Origin of the sequence: Actinotalea ferrariae CF5-4 (assembly GCF_000603945.1) — a bacterium.
In the GTDB taxonomy this organism is placed as follows: domain Bacteria; phylum Actinomycetota; class Actinomycetes; order Actinomycetales; family Cellulomonadaceae; genus Actinotalea; species Actinotalea ferrariae.
Genome location: NZ_AXCW01000092.1, coordinates 1 through 17,562, shown reverse-complemented (window position 1 = coordinate 17,562; position 17,562 = coordinate 1). Strand labels below are relative to the sequence as shown.

The following is a 17,562-nucleotide window of genomic DNA, read 5'->3' as shown; positions in this document are numbered from 1 at the left end:
CGCGCACCGCGCCGCGCGGGTGGCGCCGGGCGAGCGACCGCGGCAGGAAGCGCACGACGAGCAGGCCGACGACGACGGCGACGCCCGCGGCCACGAGGAGCGTCGTCCACCACGCCAGCCCGGCCGTCACGAGCGCGAGGGTCAGCGCGACGACGGCGACGGCCTCGAGACCGACGCGCGACCACGCCGACGCCGCCACCGCTCCGTGGACGTCGGACAGGAGCCGGTTGACGCGGCGGCCGAGCCGGGAGTCCACGACGGCCAGCTCGACCATGCCGGAGCGACCGAGCCTCGGCAGGGCCGCCTCGCCGGCGCTCAGGAGGACGGCGGGGACGAGCGTGACGACCGCGAGCAGCGCCAGGAGGGCGGGGACCGCGTCGGGCAGGCCGGTCATCGTCCGGCGAGGAAGGTGAGGAGCAGACGTCGCTGGAGGGCGAACATCTCCTTCTCCTCCTCTGGCTCCGCGTGGTCGTAGCCCAGCAGGTGCAGGATCCCGTGGGTCGTCAGGAGGAGCAGCTCCTCCTCCGTGGAGTGCCCGGCCTCCCGGGCCTGCTTCGCGGCGACCTCGGGGCACAGCACGACGTCGCCCAGCAGGCCCGCGGGGCTCGGGTCGCCCTCGACACCGGGCCGCAGCTCGTCCATGGGGAACGACAGCACGTCGGTGGGGCCGGGCTCGTCCATGTACTGCACGTGCAGGTCCGTCATGACGTCGGTGTCGACCAGCAGGATCGACAGCTCCGCCTGCGGGTGCACGTGCATCGCGTCCAGGACGTGCCGTCCGAGGGCGGCGAACTCCGCCTCGTCGACCACGTGGCCGGACTCGTTGTTGACCTCGACGCTCACTCCTGCTCCTCCTGCGTGGACCCGGGCGCCGGTGCGTCGTCGTCGGGGGCGGGCGACGGCCCCGGCAGGACGGCCCGGCCCGGCCGCGAGGACCGGCCCATGCGGGACGGACGCTCGCCGGCCCGACGCGGGCGGTCACGGTGCCCGTCCGCGTCGTCCCGGGTCACGGTGTCCCAGCGGGCGTACGCGTCGATGATCTCGCCGACGAGACGGTGCCGGACGACGTCCTCGGACGTCAGCCGGCAGAAGGCGACGTCGTCGACGCCGTCCAGGATGTCCTCGACGACACGCAGGCCCGACGTCGTGCCGCCCGGCAGGTCGACCTGGGTGACGTCGCCGGTGACGACGACCTTCGACCCGAAACCGAGGCGGGTGAGGAACATCTTCATCTGCTCGGTCGAGGTGTTCTGCGCCTCGTCGAGGATGATGAACGCGTCGTTGAGGGTGCGCCCGCGCATGTAGGCCAGCGGTGCCACCTCGACGGTCCCGGAGTCCATGAGCCGCGGGATCGAGTCCGGGTCGACCATGTCGTGCAGCGCGTCGTACAGCGGACGCAGGTACGGGTCGATCTTCTCGCTCAGGCTGCCCGGCAGGAACCCGAGCCGCTCGCCGGCCTCGACGGCCGGGCGGGTCAGGACGATCCGGTTGACCTGCTTGGCCTGGAGCGCCTGCACGGCCTTCGCCATCGCGAGGTACGTCTTGCCCGTGCCCGCCGGGCCGATGCCGAAGGTCACCGTGTTGCGGTCGATGGCGTCGACGTACGTCTTCTGCCCGACCGTCTTGGGGCGGATCGTGCGGCCCCGGCTGGAGAGGATGTTCTGGGTCAGCACCTCCGCCGGCCGGCTCGCGGTGGCAGCGGTGAGCATCTGCACCGACCTGCCGACGACGTCGGCGTCCAGGACGGTCCCGCTCGCCGCGACCTCGAGCAGCTCGTCGAGCAGCCGCGACACGAGGGCGACGTCCGCGGGCGGCCCGAGGAGCGTGATCTGGTCGCCCCGGGCGTGGATGCCGACGGCGGGGAACCCGCGCTCGACGGCGCGCAGCACCTCGTCTCCGGGACCGAGGAGGGCGACGACGGGCAGATGTGCCGGGACGACGATCCGGTGCTCGACGTCCGTGGAGGCGCGGTGACGCCGCGCGGGTGTCTCGGTCATGGGTCCGGCCGTGCGGCCTGCGGTCTCCTGTCGCGTCGCGCCCCGGGTCGTCCCCGAGGCACCGTGCCGTCGCCCCTGCGAACGGTCGGTCCCATCGTAGCGAGCGGCGGTCGCGCCGCCCGGCGCGGGCCCTGCGCGCGCACGACGAGGCCCCAGGGCCGGTCGGCGAGCTCGGCACTTCGCGCCGAACTCGTCACTTCCAGCTGCCGATCTCGCGCGGAGGTGCCGATCTCGGCGCACGGCGGGGAGGGCGACCGCGCGGGATCGGGACACGGCCCGTCAGGCCGGGGACCAGCCCAGCCGGGTCCCGCCGACGACGTGGCCGTGGACGTGGAACACCGACTGCCCGGCCTCGGCGCCGGTGTTGAAGACGAGGCGGAAGTGCCCGCCGCACTCCTGCTCGGCCACCGCGCGCCCCAGCAGGACCAGGGCCGCGAGGAGGTCCGGGTCGGCGGCGGCCAGGTCGGCGACGTCCGCGTGGTGGTCCCGCGGCACGACCAGCACGTGGGTCGGTGCGCGCGGGTCCAGGTCCCGGAACGCCACCGCGTCCGCGGTCTCCGCGACGACCGTGGCGGGGACCTCCCCCGCGACGATGCGGCAGAAGAGGCAGTCGTGGGCGGCCGGCGTCGATGTCATGGGGCCAGGCTAGACGCGACCCTCGTCGGCCGTCAGAGGCCCGTGACCCCGCGCGGCAGGCAGGCCGGGGACGCACCGCTCAGCCCCAGCGCCCCAGCCGCTGGGCGAGCAGCGCGACCGCGACCGGCCCGGCGGTGGACGTCCGCAGCACGTGGGGGCCGAGGCGGGCGACCGACGCCCCGGCCTCGGCGAGCGCCTCGAGCTCGTCCTCGGCGATGCCGCCCTCGGGCCCGACCACGACCAGGACCTCCGGCGCGGGCGCCCCGTCCGCGGCCGGGGCGGGCAGCGCCACCTCGGCGAGCGGCAGGGTCGCGGTCTCGTGCAGCACGACGACGGTCCCGCCGTCGGCCATCGTGCGGTGGGCACGCGCCACGAGGGCCCGGGTGTCGACCGGCTCGGCGACGTCGGGCACCCACGCCCGCCGCGACTGCTTGGTCGCCTGCCGGACGGTCGCGACCCACTTCGCGCGGCTGCGGGCGGCCCGCTCCCCGCGCCAGACGACGACGGACCGGCGGGCCTGCCACGGCACCACCTCGTCCACACCGACCTCGGTCGCGGACTCCACGGCCAGCTCGTCGCGGTCGCCCTTGGCCAGCGCCTGGGCGAGGGCGAGACGGACCCGCGGGGCGGGCTCGTCGGCGCGGTCCAGCACGGTGAGGACGAGCCGCCCGGCGTCGACCGACGCGATCTCGCAGCGGACCCGGACCCCGCAGCCGTCCGCGACGTCGACCCGCTCCCCCGCCCGGCGTCGCTGGACGACGCCGGCGTGCCGCCCCTCGGCCCCCTCGAGCACGTAGGTCGAGCCGGGCCCGAGCGCGTCGAGCAGGCCGGGCCCGGTGAGGAAGACCGGGGCGCTCACCGACCGGCGAGCTTGTCGCGCAGCTTCGCGAACACGCCCGAGCCGGCGGCCGCGAGCCGGGACGCCGGACGCTCCTCGCCCCGCAGTGCGGCGAGGCGGCGCAGGAGCTCGGTCTGCTCCTCGTCGAGCTGGGTGGGCACCTGGACGTCGATGTGGACGTGCAGGTCCCCGCGACCCCCGGTGTGCAGGCGACCGACGCCCAGCCCCTTCTCGAGGATCACCTGGCCCGGCTGGGTGCCGGGCCGGATGTCGACCTCGCGCGGGCCGTCGAGGGTCTGCAGCTCCAGCACGGTGCCGAGCGCCGCGGCCGTCATGGGGACCGGCAGCGTGCAGTGCAGGTCGTCCCCACGCCGGACGAACGTCTCGTGGGGCCGCTCGCGGATCTCGAGGTACACGTCGCCTGCGGGGCCGCCGCCCGGGCCGACCTCGCCCTGGCCGGTGAGCTTGATCCGCGTGCCGGTGTCGACGCCCGCGGGGATGTCGACGGAGATCGTGCGCCGGCTGCGGACGCGCCCGTCGCCCGAGCACTCGGGGCAGGGGTCGGGGATCACGGTGCCGAAGCCCTGGCAGGCGGCACAGGGGCTGGAGGTCATGACGCGACCGAGGAACGACTGCGCGACCCGCTGCACGACGCCGCGGCCGCCGCAGACGTCGCAGGAGCGCGGCGTCGTGCCGGGGCGGCAGCAGCTGCCCTGGCAGGTCGGGCAGAGCACGGCGGTGTCGACCTGGACGTCGCGGTGCGCACCGAAGGTCGCGTCGGCGAGGTCGATGTCCAGGCGGACCAGCGCGTCCTGGCCGCGGCGGGCCCGCGGCACGGGACCGCGCTGTCCGGCGGACGGACCCGCGCCGAAGAACGTCTCGAAGATGTCCTGGAAGCCGAACCCGGCGCCGCCGAAGCCCCCCGCCCCGCCGCCGGGTGCGGTCGGGTCCACACCCCGGTCGTACATCTCGCGCTTCTCCGGGTTGGAGAGCACCTCGTAGGCGCGGGAGACGTCCTTGAACCGGTCCTCGGCACCCTCGCCCTGCGCGACGTCGGGGTGCAGCTCCCGGGCCAGGCGGCGGTAGGCCTTCTTGATCTGGTCCGGCGTGGCGTCACGGCTGACGCCCAGGACGTCGTAGTGGTTCGTGCTCACGGGGCTCGCTCTCTGCTCGGGTGGCCGGTCAGCCGGCGAGGATGCGGGACAGGTACCGCGCGACGGCGCGGACGTGGGCGATGGTGGCGGCGTAGTCCATCCGGGTCGGCCCGAGGGAGCCGATGCGGGCGACGGCCTCGCCGTCCCCGCCGTACCCGGTCGCGACGATCGAGGTCTCGACCAGGCCCTCGACCGTGTTCTCGTGGCCGATGCGCACGGCCACCCCGGCGGAGTCCTCGGCCATCTCGGTGAGCAGCCGCAGCAGGACGACCTGCTCCTCGAGCGCCTCGAGGACGGGACGGATGGTGCCGGGGAAGTCGGTGCCGCTGCGGGCCAGGTGCGCGGCCCCCGCCATGACGATGCGCTCCTCGGTCGCCTCCGCCAGCGTGTCCTCCACGACCCGGATCACCCGGTGCACGAGGGGACGGTCCCCCTCGGGGAACGCGTGGGTCATCTCCTCCAGCGGCTGCGGCAGGTCCACCAGCCGCCGGCCCGCGACCGTGGCGTTGAGGCGCGCGCGCAGCTCCGGCACCACGAGGTCCGGGACGGGCGTCTCCAGGTCCAGCGTGCGCTGCTCGACGCGGCCGTTGTCCGTGATGATGACGACGAGCAGCCGCCGGTCCCCCACGGGCACCAGCTCGAGGTGGCGCAGCGCCGAGCGGCGGAGCGACGGGTACTGCACCACGGCGACCTGCTGCGTCAGCTGGGCGAGGAGCCGCACCGAGCGGTCGACGACGTCGTCGAGGTCGACGGCGTCCTCGAGGAAGTGCTGGATGGCGCGGCGCTCCGGCGAGGACAGCGGCTTGATGTCCGAGAGCCGGTCGACGAAGAGCCGGTAGCCCTTGTCCGTCGGGACGCGACCGGCCGAGGTGTGGGGCTGGGCGATGAACCCCGCCTCCTCGAGGGCGGCCATGTCGTTGCGCACGGTCGCGGGCGAGACGCCCAGGCGGTGCCGCTCGACCAGCGTCCGCGAGCCCACGGGCTCGCGCGTCTGGACGTAGTCCTCGACGATCGCGCGCAGCACCTCGAGGCGACGCTCGTCGCTCATGGCACCTCCGTCGGTCGAGGGCCGCTCAGCCCTGGTCGACGCCGCCCTGGCACTCAGGCGGCGGGAGTGCCAATCCTACGACGCGCACCTGGCGCCCGTCCCCCGAGGCCCTGCCCCCGGGGGACGGCGGACCTGCTGCCGTCGGGTCCTGGTCAGGCGGCGACCATGGCCCCGCGGACCTGCGACGCCAGCTCGGGCGTGACGTCGACGACGCCGTGGTCGGCGTGGGCGTGGTGCGCGACCGCCGCGAGGATGTCCTCCTCGCTGCCCTCGAAGGTCGCCGGGCACGCGGTGATGATGTCGCCGCAACGGAACCGCTTCATGTCGTCTCCCAGGGTGTCAGGGGCCGTGGCCTGCGCTCCGGGGCCCTCGGCCCCGGCGTGGCGGTCGGGACCGGCAGGTCTGTGCGGCGGGGGCTCACGTGCCCGCGCCGTGCTCGAGCACGTGGTCGACGAGCGCGACCACCGCGATCGTGCCCATGACGCGCCCGCGGGCGTCGGTGCACACGACGGGCGCGTGCCGCCACTCCTCCGCCCGCGCCATCGCCCGGCGCAGGACGTCGTCGGGCGGGCTGGACGGGGAGACGACCAGCGCGGGCGCGAGGTGCGTCCCGCCGCCGGGGTCGGCGACGACGACGCGCCGCGGACGTCCGGTGTCGTCGACCACCACCTCCCCCGCCCGGAGGTCCTCGGGCCCGTCCTCCTGCGGCCAGCCCCGCAGCTCCGCCGGGCGGACGAGGCCGAAGACGTAGTGGCCGAGGCCGGCCCGCGTGCCCCGCTCCAGGAGGGCGGCCCGCGCGACGGGGTCGAGGTCGGGCCATCCCGGGCCGGGGCGGCCGACCGCCCACCCCTGGACGAGGGGCACGCCCAGGGCCGCGAGCTCCGCGAGCTCGGCGAGGGTCTCGACGCCCTCGGCGAGCAGCCAGGCGTCCATCTGGCCCGACAGGTCGCCCAGGAGCCGGACCGCGGCCCGCCGCACCGGGTCCCGGTCCAGGCCCGAGACGAGGCTCCGGTCGACCTTCACGATGTCGGGCCGCACCGCGAGCATCTGCGTGAGACCCGAGTACCCGGTCCCGGCGTCGTCCATCGCGATGCTGCCGCCGAGCGACCGGATCGCGGCCATGACGCGGGCCAGGCCCGGGTCCTCGCCGTAGCCGACGTGCTCGGTCAGCTCGACGACCATCTCGTCCAGGCGCGCCGGCGCCAGCAGCAGGTCGCTCACCTCCGGGGACAGCAGCAGGTGCGGCTCGACGTTGAGGGTCCAGAACGTGCCCTCCGGTCGGGTCGCCGCCACCTCGCGCATGAGGCCCACGGTCCGGGCGGTCAGAGCGCCGTCCAGGCCGTGCGCGCGCGCCGCCTCGAACCACAGGTCCGGCGTCGCCCGCGGCGGGCCCTCGAACCGGGACAGGAGCTCGTAGCCGGCGACGCGCGCCCCCGCGACGTCGACGATCGGCTGCGCGACCACCGACACGCCCTCACCGGCGACGGCCCGCTCCAGGGCAGGCCCCCATGCCGGGTCCTCCGGCGCCATCGGGCCGGCGCTCGTGGTGCCAGGCGTAGGGCCGACGACGGACACGCGACCTCCTGCCTGCCGGCTCGCCCTCGCCCCCGCTGGCATGATCTGGTCCCCGGCACCCCGGGGTTCCGGTGCTGATCGGCACGGGACGGACCGGCATGAGGAGTCGACCGCGATCATGACCGACCGCTACGGACGCGACGTCCTGGCCGGCCCGCGCACGCCCCCGGGACCCACGTCCCCCCGGACGCCGGCCGAGCGCGGCCTGGTCGTCGAGGACGTCAGCACCGGATGGGTCGGGGCGGTGGTCCGGACGGAGAAGTCGGGCGGCATGCACGTCGTCGTCCTGGAGGACCGGCGCGGCCGGACCCGGACGTTCCCGCTGGGCCCGGGCTTCTGGGTGGACGGGCGGCCCGTGGAGCTGGTCGCCCCGGCGGGGGCGCCCGCCCCTGCGCCGCCGGCCCGCACGGCGTCGGGCTCCGTCGCGGTCCACGGCGCGCGGGCCCGGGTCGCCCGCGGGAGCCGGATCTGGGTCGAGGGCAAGCACGACGCCGAGCTGGTCGAGAAGGTGTGGGGCGACGACCTGCGCCTCGAGGGCGTCGTGGTGGAGATGCTCGACGGCGTGGACGACCTCGCCGCGGCGGTCCGGGACTTCGCCCCGTCCGGCGACCGTCGACTGGGCGTGCTGGTGGACCACCTCGTCGCAGGGTCCAAGGAGAGCCGTATCGCCGCGGACGCGGTGCGGGCGGCCCCGGCCGGGACGGTCCTCGTGCTGGGACACCCCTACGTCGACGTCTGGCAGGCCGTACGGCCCGAGCGCATCGGGCTCGACAGCTGGCCGCGGGTCGAGCGCGGCACGGAGTGGAAGCGCGGGATCCTCGCGCACCTCGGCTGGCCGGCGTCCGAGCAGGCGGACGTCGCCCGCGCCTGGCAGCGGATCCTCGGCACGGTCCGGGACTACCGCGACCTCGAGCCCTCCCTGCTCGGCAGGGTCGAGGAGCTCATCGACTTCGTCACCGGCTGACCCCGGGGTCGCCGGTCCGTGGCACCGTGGCTGCGTCCGTGCCCGGACCGCGCTCCAGTGGCCGGGACGGCCTCGCGACACGCCGTGACGAACGGTGCAGATCCCCCTGCCCGGGACCGGCCCGCTTCGCTAGTGTCGCGTTCACCGGCACGTCACGACCGGGGCCGGCCGACCTCCTGAGGAGCTGGTGAGCGACATGAGCACGAACCCGCCGGACGAGCAGCCGACCTGGTCGGGTGACCAGGGGGGCCCGACCCCGCCGCCGCCTCCCGGCGCCGGTGCGCAGCCTCCCGCCGGCGGCTACGCCGGTCCCCCGCAGGGCGGCTACCCCCCGCAGGGCGGCTACCCGAGCCCGCCGGGCTACGCGCCCCCGGGCGGCAACCCCGCCTACGGCGGGGGCGGCTACAGCACCCAGCCGGCGCTCAGCGACTCCGACCAGCGGATGTGGGCCACCCTGTCCCACATCCTGCCGATCATCGGGTTGTCCTTCCTCGTGCCGCTGGTGGTCTGGCTCGTCTTCAAGGGCCGCGGCCAGTACCTCGAGGAGCACGCGAAGGAGGCGCTGAACTTCCAGATCACGCTGGTCATCGCCGCCATCGCGATCTCGATCATCTCGGTGATCACCCTGGGCCTGGGGACGATCCTCTACCTGGCGTTCATCCCGGCCCTGGTCTTCATGATCCTGGCCGCCGTCACGGCGAACCGTGGCGAGATGTACCGCTACCCCGTGAACATCCGCATCATCAACTGACCGACGTCCCGGCGAGGTCGCCGCGGACGCGAGGGCCGGCCCACCAGGGCCGGCCCTCGCTGTGTCCCGTCGGCGAGTCAGTCCGTGAGGTCGCGGACGACGGCGTCGGCCAGCAGCCGGCCCCGCCGGGTGAGGAGCGCCCGCCCCCCGACGGCGGCCCGCCCGTCGAGGAGGCCGTCCGCGACCAGGCCGGCCACGGCGCGCCGCCCGGCGGCGCCGAGCACGTCCAGCGGCAGGCCTTCGGCGAGGCGCACACCCAGGAGCACGCGCTCCAGGGCCACCTCCTCGCGGTCCAGGACCTCCCGCCCGGCGGCCGGCGTCAGCCCGCGCTCGAGCCGCTCGGCGTAGGCCCGCGGGTGCTTGACGTTCCACCACCGGACCGCGCGGTCCCCGCCCCCGACGTGGGAGTGGGCTCCCGGGCCGAAGCCCCACCAGTCGCTGCCGCGCCAGTAGGCGAGGTTGTGCCGGCACGCGGTCGAGGCGGTACGCGACCAGTTGCTCACCTCGTACCAGTGCAGGCCCGCGGCCGAGAGCAGGTCGTCGGCGAGCTCGTACTTGGCCGCCTGGTCGTCGCCGTCGGGCAGCGAGAGCAGGCCGCGACGGACCTGGACGGCCATCTTCGTCCCGGGCTCCACGACGAGCGCGTAGGCCGAGACGTGGTCGACCCCGCAGGCCACGGCGGCCTCGACCGAGGCGCGCCAGTCCTCGAGCGACTCCCCCGGTGTGCCGTAGATGAGGTCGAGGGACACGGCGAGACCCGCCTCGCGCGCCCAGTCGACCGCGAGGGGCACGCGCGCCGGGTCGTGCGTGCGCTCCAGGGTCGCCAGGACGTGCGGCACCGCGGACTGCATGCCGAAGGACACCCGCGTGAAGCCGCCGTCCGCCAGGGCACGCAGCGACTCGGGCGTGACGGAGTCGGGGTTGGCCTCGGTCGTCACCTCGGCCCCCGGCTCGATGCCCCATGCGCGGTCGAGCTCACGGACGAACCGCACGAGGTCCGCGGCGGGCAGGACGGTCGGCGTCCCGCCGCCGACGAAGACCGTGGAGACGGCCCGGGTCCGCTGCGCCTCCGCCAGGACGTGCTCCGCCAGCCGCAGCTCGGCGAGCGCCGTGTCCAGGTAGGAGGCCTGGCTCGCCCCGCCCCCCAGCTCCGCCGCCGTGTAGGTGTTGAAGTCGCAGTACCCGCAGCGCACCGTGCAGAACGGCACGTGCAGGTAGACCCCGAACCCGGGCGCCGTCGGTGTGGTGCCCGCGACCCAGCCCGGGAGGGCGCCGTCGTCGGGGACGGGCTCGCCGTCGGGCAGCGCGGGGCTCACGCCGCCACCGTCACTTCTTCGCCTTCTCCTTGCCGTCCTTGTTGCTCGCGGCCTCCGAGGACAGCGCGGCGATGAAGGCCTCCTGCGGCACGTCGACCCGACCGATGGTCTTCATGCGCTTCTTGCCCTCCTTCTGCTTCTCGAGCAGCTTGCGCTTCCGGCTGATGTCACCGCCGTAGCACTTCGCGAGGACGTCCTTGCGGATGGCGCGGATGGTCTCCCGCGCGATGACCCGGGAGCCGACGGCGGCCTGGATGGGCACCTCGAACTGCTGCCGCGGGATCAGCTCGCGCAGCTTGCCGGCCATCATGACGCCGTACGCGTACGCCTTGTCCTTGTGCACGATCGCGCTGAACGCGTCGACCTGCTCGCCCTGCAGGAGGATGTCGACCTTGACGAGGTCGGCGGCCTGCTCACCGGCCTGCTCGTAGTCGAGGGAGGCGTACCCGCGGGTGCGCGACTTGAGCTGGTCGAAGAAGTCGAACACGATCTCGGCGAGCGGCAGCATGTACCGCATCTCGACCCGCTCGGCGGACAGGTAGTCCATGCCCTGCAGGTCGCCACGTCGCTGCTGGCACAGCTCCATGATCGCCCCGATGAACTCGCTCGGGGCGAGGATCGTCGCCTTGACGACCGGCTCGCGGACCTCCTTGATCTTGCCGCCCGGGAACTCCGACGGGTTCGTCACCGTGACGACCGAGCGGTCCTCCATCGTCACGTCGTAGACGACGTTCGGCGCCGTGGAGATGAGGTCCAGGTCGAACTCGCGCTCGAGCCGCTCGCGCACGATCTCCAGGTGGAGCAGGCCGAGGAAGCCCACACGGAAGCCGAAGCCCAGCGCCACGGACGTCTCCGGCTCGTAGACCAGGGCGGCGTCGTTGAGCTTGAGCTTGTCCAGCGCGTCGCGCAGCACTGGGTAGTCGGAGCCGTCGATGGGGTACAGGCCCGAGAAGACCATGGGCTTCGGGTCGGCGTACCCGCCGAGCGCCGTGGACGCCGGCTTGCCCGCGTTGGTGACCGTGTCGCCGACCTTGGACTGCCGGACGTCCTTGACGCCGGTGATGAGGTAGCCGACCTCACCGACGCCGAGACCGTCCGTCGGGATGCCCTCCGGTGAGATGACGCCGATCTCGAGCAGCTCGTGCGTCGCCCGCGTGGACATCATGACGATGCGCTCGCGGGGCGACAGGTGGCCGTCGATGACCCGGACGTACGTGACGACGCCCCGGTAGGTGTCGTAGACGGAGTCGAAGATCATGGCGCGGGCGGCGGCGTCGGCGTCACCCTGCGGCGGCGGCACCAGGCGGACGATGCGGTCCAGGAGCGCCTCGACGCCCTCACCGGTCTTGCCGGAGACGCGCATGACGTCGTCGGGGTCGCCGCCGACCAGGCCGGCGATCTCCTCGGCGTACTTCTCGGGCTGGGCGGCCGGCAGGTCGATCTTGTTCAGCACCGGGATGATCGTGAGGTCGTTCTGCATCGCCAGGTAGAGGTTGGCGAGAGTCTGGGCCTCGATGCCCTGGGCCGCGTCGACGAGGAGCACCGCGCCCTCGCACGCCGCGAGGGACCGCGAGACCTCGTAGGTGAAGTCGACGTGACCGGGCGTGTCGATCATGTTCAACGCGTACGGGACCGTCACGCCGTCCTCGCCCGCCAGCGCCCACGGCATCCGCACGGCCTGGGACTTGATCGTGATGCCCCGCTCCCGCTCGATGTCCATCCTGTCGAGGTACTGGGCGCGCATCGCGCGCGCGTCGACCACGCCGGTCAGCTGGAGCATGCGGTCGGCCAGCGTGGACTTGCCGTGGTCGATGTGGGCGATGATGCAGAAGTTCCGCAGCAGCTCCGGCGGCGTCGCGGCGGGCCGGATGCGCTGGCTCAGGGCGGCGCTGGGGATCGGGGACACGCTGGCGAGGGCTCCACTGCTGGTCGGGACGGTGACGGGCGTCGGGTGGACCATCGTCCCACGACGCGCCGCGCGCCGCGCCCACCCCGCCCCGGGCCGGGCGGCGACGACGCGGTCTAGGGTCGACCCGTGCGCGCCCGTGACCTCTTCACCGCCCTCCTCCGGGCCGCCTCGGGCACCGCCCGGGACAGGTCCCCCGACGGGCCGGCGCGCGGGCGGCGTCGGGGGGCGCCCTCGTCCGGCCGTCCCGGCTCCGTGGCCCCCTCCCAGGGCCTGGCGTCCGACGGCGGCTACCCGGGCGACCACGTCGGTCCGGTGCGGCCGGTGTACGCCCCCGACCTCGACGGCGACGCGGACCCCGGGGAGATCGTGTGGACCTGGGTGCCGTTCGAGGAGGACCACACCCGGGGCAAGGACCGGCCCGTGCTCGTCGTCGGACGCGACGGGCCGTGGCTCCTCGGGCTCGTCCTCAGCTCGCGCGACCACGACGCCCGGTCGGGCCGGCCCGGTGAGTCCTGGCTCGACCTCGGGACCGGTGACTGGGACAGCCGCCGCCGGCCGAGCGAGGTCCGCCTCGACCGCGTGGTCCGGGTCGACCCCCGGACCGTGCGCCGCGAGGGTGCGGTCCTGGACCGGCGCCGGTTCGACGCGGTGGCGGCCGCGCTCGCCGCGCAGGGCGGGTGACCGCAGCGGGTGGCGGGACCGCTCGTCCGGTCCGTCGCCCCGCCGCTCCGGTCGCCGGCGGGCTGCCGTGGTGAGCGGTCCCTGCTGCTAGACTCGTGGGTCGCGTGTCCGCCCAGGTCGGCGGGCACTGGTCCAGCGCCTCTCCGCGGGTGTCCCCACGCCCCAGTCCCGGTGCCGGACGCGCCCTCTACGACCTGTCAGATCGCTCCGGCGAAACCAGAAGAGAGTCCTGAACGTGGCGAACATCAAGTCCCAGATCAAGCGGATCCGTACCAACGAGGTCGCCCGCCTGCGCAACAAGGCCGTGAAGTCCGAGCTCAAGACCCACGTGCGTCGCGTCCGCGAGGCCGTGGCAGCGGGTGACAAGGAGGCGGCTGCCGCTGCCCTCCGCAGCGCCACCACCAAGCTCGACAAGGCCGCCAGCAAGGGCGTCATCCACGCGAACCAGGCCGCGAACCGCAAGTCGGCGCTCGCCAAGCAGGTCGCGTCGCTCTGACTCCCCGGCGCAGGGCGTGAGACCACGCCGCAGCACCGCCTCAGTGCCGACGACGAAGGGCGTCACCCCCCGGGGTGACGCCCTTCGTCGTGCGTGCCCGTGTCAGCGGGTGGCCTCCGTGCGGTCCTGGGGCGCCACCACCGGGAACGTCGTGGAGCGGATGCCCGCGTCCTCCAGCGCCCGGTCGTACGCGTCCAGGGCCCCGGGGAGGTCGCCGTGCTCGAGGAGCCGGTCGCCGATCGACCGCCAGACGGCGGCCGCCTCACGCGCTGCCGTCATGAGGCCGAGCATCTGCGCCGCCCACCGGTAGGTCTCCAGGGCCGTCGGCACCTCGCCCTTGGCCGCGAGGGCGTCGCCGAGGAGCAGGCGGCCGTTGCAGGTGTCGAGCACGGCCTGGTCGTCCAGGAGCGCGAGGCCCGACCGGGCCTCCTCCTCCGCGCGACCGGCGTCGCCCAGCATGAGGTGAGCACGTCCCACCTCGAAGGCGCACCGCGCCTGCTCGGGCCCGGACCCGACGACGGCCAGCGCCTGCGCCGCCTGCGCGAGCTGCACGAGCGCGCCCTCGGGGTCCACCGGCTCGCACCGCAGGAGCAGCCAGCCGTAGTGCAGCCGCAGCCGCGGCAGGTCGCGGCTCGCCGCTCCCTCGCTGAGGTAAGCGAGCGCCCGCTCGGTCAGCCGCCGCGCCTCGACGAAGTCCCCGCGCGCCTCCGCGACGAGCGAGGCGTTCCAGTAGATGGAGCCGCGGCCCCGCAGGGTCCCCTTCGCCTCCGCGAGGGAGATGAGCTCCGCGGCGCGGTGGGTGGCGTAGAGCAGGTCCCCGCGCTCGTAGTACGACCAGAGGATCGTCGAGGCCAGGCGCAGGTGCTCGTCCGAGCCCGCGATGCCGCCGGCCTCGACCTCCTGCAGGACGCTCTCGCCGAGCTCGATGCTCCGCCCCAGGTCACCCGCCTCGTGGTACGTCGCCACGAGGTCGTTGCCGAGCGCGGCAGCCTCGAGCCACCGGCGCTGCCCGCGGGCCCGGCCCAGGAGCGGCTCGAGGACCGCCACGGCCTCGTTGAGCTCACCGAGGGCCTCGTGGGCCTGGGCGAGGGCGCCGAGCGCCTCCGCGTGGTGCCGCGGCGAGATGGTCGTGAGGTCGAGCGCGAGGAGTCGCTCCTTCGCCTCGAGAGGTGCGCCGTTGGCGAGCGCGAGCCGGGCGAACCCGATCTCGAGGCGCGCCTTCTCCTCGCTGGGCGCCTTGTCGCCGTGGCGCAGGAACTCCGCGGACGTCCCGAGCCGCTGGGCCAGGACCGCGAGCGCGCTGTCCGTCGGGACGCGCCGGCCCGCCTCGATGAGCGAGATGTAGCTGGGCGAGAAGTCGTGCCCTGCCAGTGCGGTCTGGGAGAGCCCGGCTCGGATGCGCTCGGAGCGGATCCGCTCGGAAAGTTCTGTCACAAGAGGTCACTCTATTCGTGACTCGGGGGCCCCTGCCGGTGGGAAGTGTGCCACGGGCGGGTGAAAGTTCATCCATCCCGGGCGTTCGGGGTGCCGCGGTGCGGCGCCCCGGTCAGCGGCGCCGGTCCCCGGCGCCGCGCACGTCAGCTCCTGCAGCAGCCGGTGCTGCCGACCGACGTCACGCCGGCGTCGGGGAGGAAGCCCACCGGTAGGGCCGCGCCCACGAGGCCGAGGCCGACGACGACGGTGGCAGCGGCCCTCAGGATGCGGTTCATGGCGGTCTCCTCACGACGACTGTCATGCTGACTATGACACGTCGTCCGCGTGGCGCCAACCGGACGGGCGGTCCCGCGCGGCCGACGCGCGACGGCTCACCCCCGCGCGGCGGCGACCACGAGGACGGCGCGCTCGACGGCGAAGACGGGGTCCCGGCCGGCGCCCTTGACCTCGGCATCGGCCCGGGCGACGGCGGAGATCGCCGACGCGAGGCCCTCCGGCGTCCACCCGCGGAGCTCGCGGCGCGCCTTGTCCACCTGCCACGGGGCGAGGCCGAGGTCACGGGCCGGGTCCAGGCCCCGACCGCGCGCGGCAGCCACCTTGGCCAGCGTGCGCAGCTTCGCCGCCAGGGCGGCCACCAGCGGGACCGGGTCCGTCCCCGTGGCGACGGCGTGGCGCAGGAGGGCCACCGCGTCCCCCGACCGGCCCTCCACGGCCGCGTCGGCCACCCGGAAGCCGGTCGCCTCGACCCTGCCCCCGTAGTAGCGCGCGACGACGTCCGCGGTCACGACGCCGGTCGTGTCCGCGACGACCTGCTGGCACGCCGAGGCGAGCTCCCGCAGGTCGTTCCCGCAGGCCTCGACCAGCGCCCGGACGGCGGCGGGCTCCGCGCGCCGGCGGGCGCGACGGAGCTCCGCCGTCACGAACGCGACCTTGTCGGCGTCCCGCTTGACCGGCTCGCACCGCACCAGGACGGCGCCCGCGGCACGCACCGCGTCGAGGACCTTCTTGCCCCGCTGGCCGCCGCCGTGCACGAGGACGAGCACGACGTCGGCCCCCGGGTCCTCGAGGTGCCCCAGGAGGTCGGAGAACAGCTCCTCCGTCCCCGACTGCAGGTCCTCGAGTACGACGACGCGGCGCTCCGCGAACAACGACGGGCTCGCCACGACACGCAGCCGGCCCGGCTCGTACGCGGCGGCGTCCAGCCGGGTGACCTCCACATCGGCGTCGGCCTCCCGGGCCAGGGCGACGACCCGGTCGACGGCGCGCTCGGCGAGCACGGTCTCGGCACCGGTGACGAGCACCAGCGGAGCGGGCTCGGCCTCCTCCCAGGAGATCCCGGGCGACGGGCTGGGCGAGGCGGCGCGGGGAGCCGGTGGCATGGCCCCAGCCTGCCACGCCGCAGCGACACGACCCGCTGCCGCTCACCCCTGCCTGGGCGGCCACCGGCGCAGGACCAGCGTGACGCCCCCGACCACGACGAGCGCCAGCGCGAGGGCACCCGGGACGCCCGGGAGCCACGGCAGGCGCGCGCCCGGGAGGGCGGCAGCGGTGCGCGCCACCAGCCCGACCCACGCCGCCGGGACACCGGCGAGCCGGGCGACGACCTCCGCCGGGCCCGGCGCAAGCGGCGCCAGGACCGTCGCGAGGAGGCCGAGCAGGGTGGCCGGGAGCAGGGCCGGCGCCGCCAGGACGTTCGCCGGGACGGCGTAGGTGGTGATGACGGGGTCGAGCAGGACCAGCACCGGGGCGCACGCCAGCTGCGCCGCGACCGGCACCGCCAGGACCGTCGCCGCCGGCCGGGGCACCGGCGGCGGGCACCGCGCCACGAGCGCCGGGGCCAGGAGCACGATGGCCGCCGTCGCCGCCACCGACAGGACGAAGCCGAACGACCGCGCGAGCCAGGGGTCGACGAGCAGGAGCACCACCACACCCGCGGCCAGCGCAGGCACCGCCCGCGCGGGCCTGCGGAGCAGGATCGCCAGCGCCCAGACCGTGGCGGCGGCGGCGGCGCGGGAGACGCTCGCACCGCCGTGCACGAGGTGCACGAAGCCCAGGGCGGTGAGCCCGAGCAGGCCCGCACGCACGGCCGGGGGCGCCCGGACGGCGCCGGCGAGCGCGAGCACCGTCACCGCCAGCACCGCGAAGTGGGCACCGGACACCGCGGTCACGTGGGTCAGGCCGGCGTCGCGCATCGCCTGGCGCAAGCCGTCCGGCACGTCCTCGGTCGCGCCGACGGCGGCGCCGGTGACCAGCCCGCGCCGGTCCGCGGGCAGGTCCGTCGTCGCGTCCCGCAGCCCTCGGCGGAGCACCTCGACGACCGCGGCACCGCCACCGGGCGACGCCAGGAGCTCCGGGGGGCCCGCGGCCCGGAGCTCGGCGACGGCGACGGCCCCGCGGGGGGACCGCGTCAGCGCTCCGACGACGCTCACCGTGCCGCCGCGACGGACCGCTCCCCACCCCTGCCCGCCCAGGACGAGGACCTCCGCAGCCGCGTCACCCTCGAGCCCCGGGCCGTCGACGCGGCTCGCGCTGACGCGGACGCGGTAGCGCTCGCCCCAGCTGCCGACCCGCACCGGGTCCCCCAGGACCCGGCCCTCGAGCCGCACGTGCTCCTGCCCGTCCGCGAGCCGGGCGAGGGCGCCCGCCTCCCGCACGGCCGTCTGCACCGTCGTGACGGTGCCGGCGAGCGCGGCCGCGGTGACGGCGAGCACGGCGGTGACGGCCAGCGTCCCGCCCCGCCGCCGAGCGGATCGGCGTGCGGCG

General features: G+C 75.3%; 18 protein-coding genes and 1 pseudogene. 4 read left to right on the top strand and 15 right to left on the bottom strand.

The features are described from left to right. The 9 genes and pseudogenes from N866_RS09975 to N866_RS09940 all read right to left on the bottom strand — a co-directional run. Positions 1-394: pseudogene (locus tag N866_RS09975) on the bottom strand (HlyC/CorC family transporter); the annotation flags it as partial. Further along, a complete protein-coding gene (gene ybeY, locus N866_RS09970; protein WP_034225887.1) occupies positions 391-843 on the bottom strand; it encodes an rRNA maturation RNase YbeY in 453 nt (150 codons plus the stop codon). The gene ybeY and the pseudogene N866_RS09975, both read right to left, overlap by 4 nt. Beyond that, positions 840-1,997 carry a PhoH family protein gene (locus N866_RS09965; RefSeq protein WP_081802529.1) on the bottom strand — a complete coding sequence of 386 codons (1,158 nt, stop codon included), beginning with the start codon at positions 1,995-1,997 and terminating at the stop codon, positions 840-842. The genes ybeY and N866_RS09965 overlap by 4 nt, the downstream gene beginning before the upstream one ends. Before the next feature lie 279 nt (positions 1,998-2,276). Next, positions 2,277-2,633 carry an HIT domain-containing protein gene (locus N866_RS09960; RefSeq protein ID WP_034225884.1) on the bottom strand — a complete coding sequence of 119 codons (357 nt, stop codon included), beginning with the start codon at positions 2,631-2,633 and terminating at the stop codon, positions 2,277-2,279. 79 nt (positions 2,634-2,712) lie between these two features. Further along, positions 2,713-3,492 carry a 16S rRNA (uracil(1498)-N(3))-methyltransferase gene (locus N866_RS09955; RefSeq protein WP_034225881.1) on the bottom strand — a complete coding sequence of 260 codons (780 nt, stop codon included), beginning with the start codon at positions 3,490-3,492 and terminating at the stop codon, positions 2,713-2,715. Continuing rightward, positions 3,489-4,625, bottom strand: coding sequence for a molecular chaperone DnaJ (gene dnaJ / locus N866_RS09950; protein ID WP_034225878.1), 1,137 nt, complete (start codon positions 4,623-4,625; stop codon positions 3,489-3,491). Before dnaJ ends, N866_RS09955 begins: the two co-directional genes overlap by 4 nt. A 28-nt stretch (positions 4,626-4,653) precedes the next feature. Then, positions 4,654-5,673 carry a heat-inducible transcriptional repressor HrcA gene (gene hrcA, locus N866_RS09945; protein WP_034225875.1) on the bottom strand — a complete coding sequence of 340 codons (1,020 nt, stop codon included), beginning with the start codon at positions 5,671-5,673 and terminating at the stop codon, positions 4,654-4,656. Positions 5,674-5,825: 152 nt separating this feature from the next. After that, positions 5,826-5,996 carry a DUF1059 domain-containing protein gene (locus N866_RS20450; RefSeq protein ID WP_081802528.1) on the bottom strand — a complete coding sequence of 57 codons (171 nt, stop codon included), beginning with the start codon at positions 5,994-5,996 and terminating at the stop codon, positions 5,826-5,828. A gap of 94 nt (positions 5,997-6,090) precedes the next feature. Further along, positions 6,091-7,248 (bottom strand): EAL domain-containing protein, encoded by a 1,158-nt coding sequence (locus N866_RS09940; RefSeq protein WP_162177307.1) that lies wholly within the window; start codon positions 7,246-7,248, stop codon positions 6,091-6,093. A 118-nt stretch (positions 7,249-7,366) separates the two neighbouring features. Here N866_RS09940 and N866_RS09935 point away from each other — a divergent pair, with 118 nt between their 5' ends. After that, the gene (locus N866_RS09935; protein WP_034225871.1) at positions 7,367-8,212 is read left to right on the top strand and encodes a DUF3097 domain-containing protein; all 846 of its coding nucleotides are present in this window, start codon (positions 7,367-7,369) and stop codon (positions 8,210-8,212) included. 196 nt (positions 8,213-8,408) lie between these two features. Then, entirely contained in the window at positions 8,409-8,963 is a 555-nt protein-coding gene (locus tag N866_RS22110; RefSeq protein WP_216699425.1) for a DUF4870 domain-containing protein, read from the top strand. A gap of 77 nt (positions 8,964-9,040) precedes the next feature. Here the strand turns inward: N866_RS22110 and hemW are convergent, their stop codons facing one another. Next, positions 9,041-10,279, bottom strand: coding sequence for a radical SAM family heme chaperone HemW (gene hemW, locus N866_RS09925; RefSeq protein ID WP_034225869.1), 1,239 nt, complete (start codon positions 10,277-10,279; stop codon positions 9,041-9,043). 10 nt (positions 10,280-10,289) lie between these two features. Continuing rightward, positions 10,290-12,185 (bottom strand): translation elongation factor 4, encoded by a 1,896-nt coding sequence (gene lepA, locus N866_RS09920; RefSeq protein WP_034225899.1) that lies wholly within the window; start codon positions 12,183-12,185, stop codon positions 10,290-10,292. Between the two features lie 129 nt (positions 12,186-12,314). Here lepA and N866_RS09915 point away from each other — a divergent pair, with 129 nt between their 5' ends. Together N866_RS09915 and rpsT are read left to right on the top strand one after the other, a co-directional pair. Continuing rightward, positions 12,315-12,869 (top strand): type II toxin-antitoxin system PemK/MazF family toxin, encoded by a 555-nt coding sequence (locus tag N866_RS09915; protein ID WP_052022801.1) that lies wholly within the window; start codon positions 12,315-12,317, stop codon positions 12,867-12,869. Positions 12,870-13,104: 235 nt separating this feature from the next. Further along, entirely contained in the window at positions 13,105-13,365 is a 261-nt protein-coding gene (gene rpsT / locus N866_RS09910) for a 30S ribosomal protein S20 (RefSeq protein WP_034225868.1), read from the top strand. A gap of 102 nt (positions 13,366-13,467) precedes the next feature. On the opposite strand, the gene N866_RS09905 is transcribed toward rpsT, so the two are convergent. The 4 genes from N866_RS09905 to N866_RS09895 form a co-directional block, all read right to left on the bottom strand. Beyond that, positions 13,468-14,799: a helix-turn-helix domain-containing protein gene (locus N866_RS09905; protein ID WP_052022798.1), complete on the bottom strand. Its 1,332-nt coding sequence runs from the start codon at positions 14,797-14,799 to the stop codon at positions 13,468-13,470. Between the two features lie 143 nt (positions 14,800-14,942). Beyond that, on the bottom strand, positions 14,943-15,074 hold the full coding sequence (locus N866_RS22600) for a hypothetical protein (RefSeq protein ID WP_281173227.1): 132 nt from the start codon (positions 15,072-15,074) through the stop codon (positions 14,943-14,945). Between the two features lie 96 nt (positions 15,075-15,170). Then, the gene (gene holA / locus N866_RS09900) at positions 15,171-16,178 is read right to left on the bottom strand and encodes a DNA polymerase III subunit delta (RefSeq protein WP_034225866.1); all 1,008 of its coding nucleotides are present in this window, start codon (positions 16,176-16,178) and stop codon (positions 15,171-15,173) included. A gap of 42 nt (positions 16,179-16,220) precedes the next feature. Next, the coding region (locus N866_RS09895; RefSeq protein WP_216699424.1) for a ComEC/Rec2 family competence protein at positions 16,221-17,562 on the bottom strand (1,342 nt) is incomplete at its 5' end.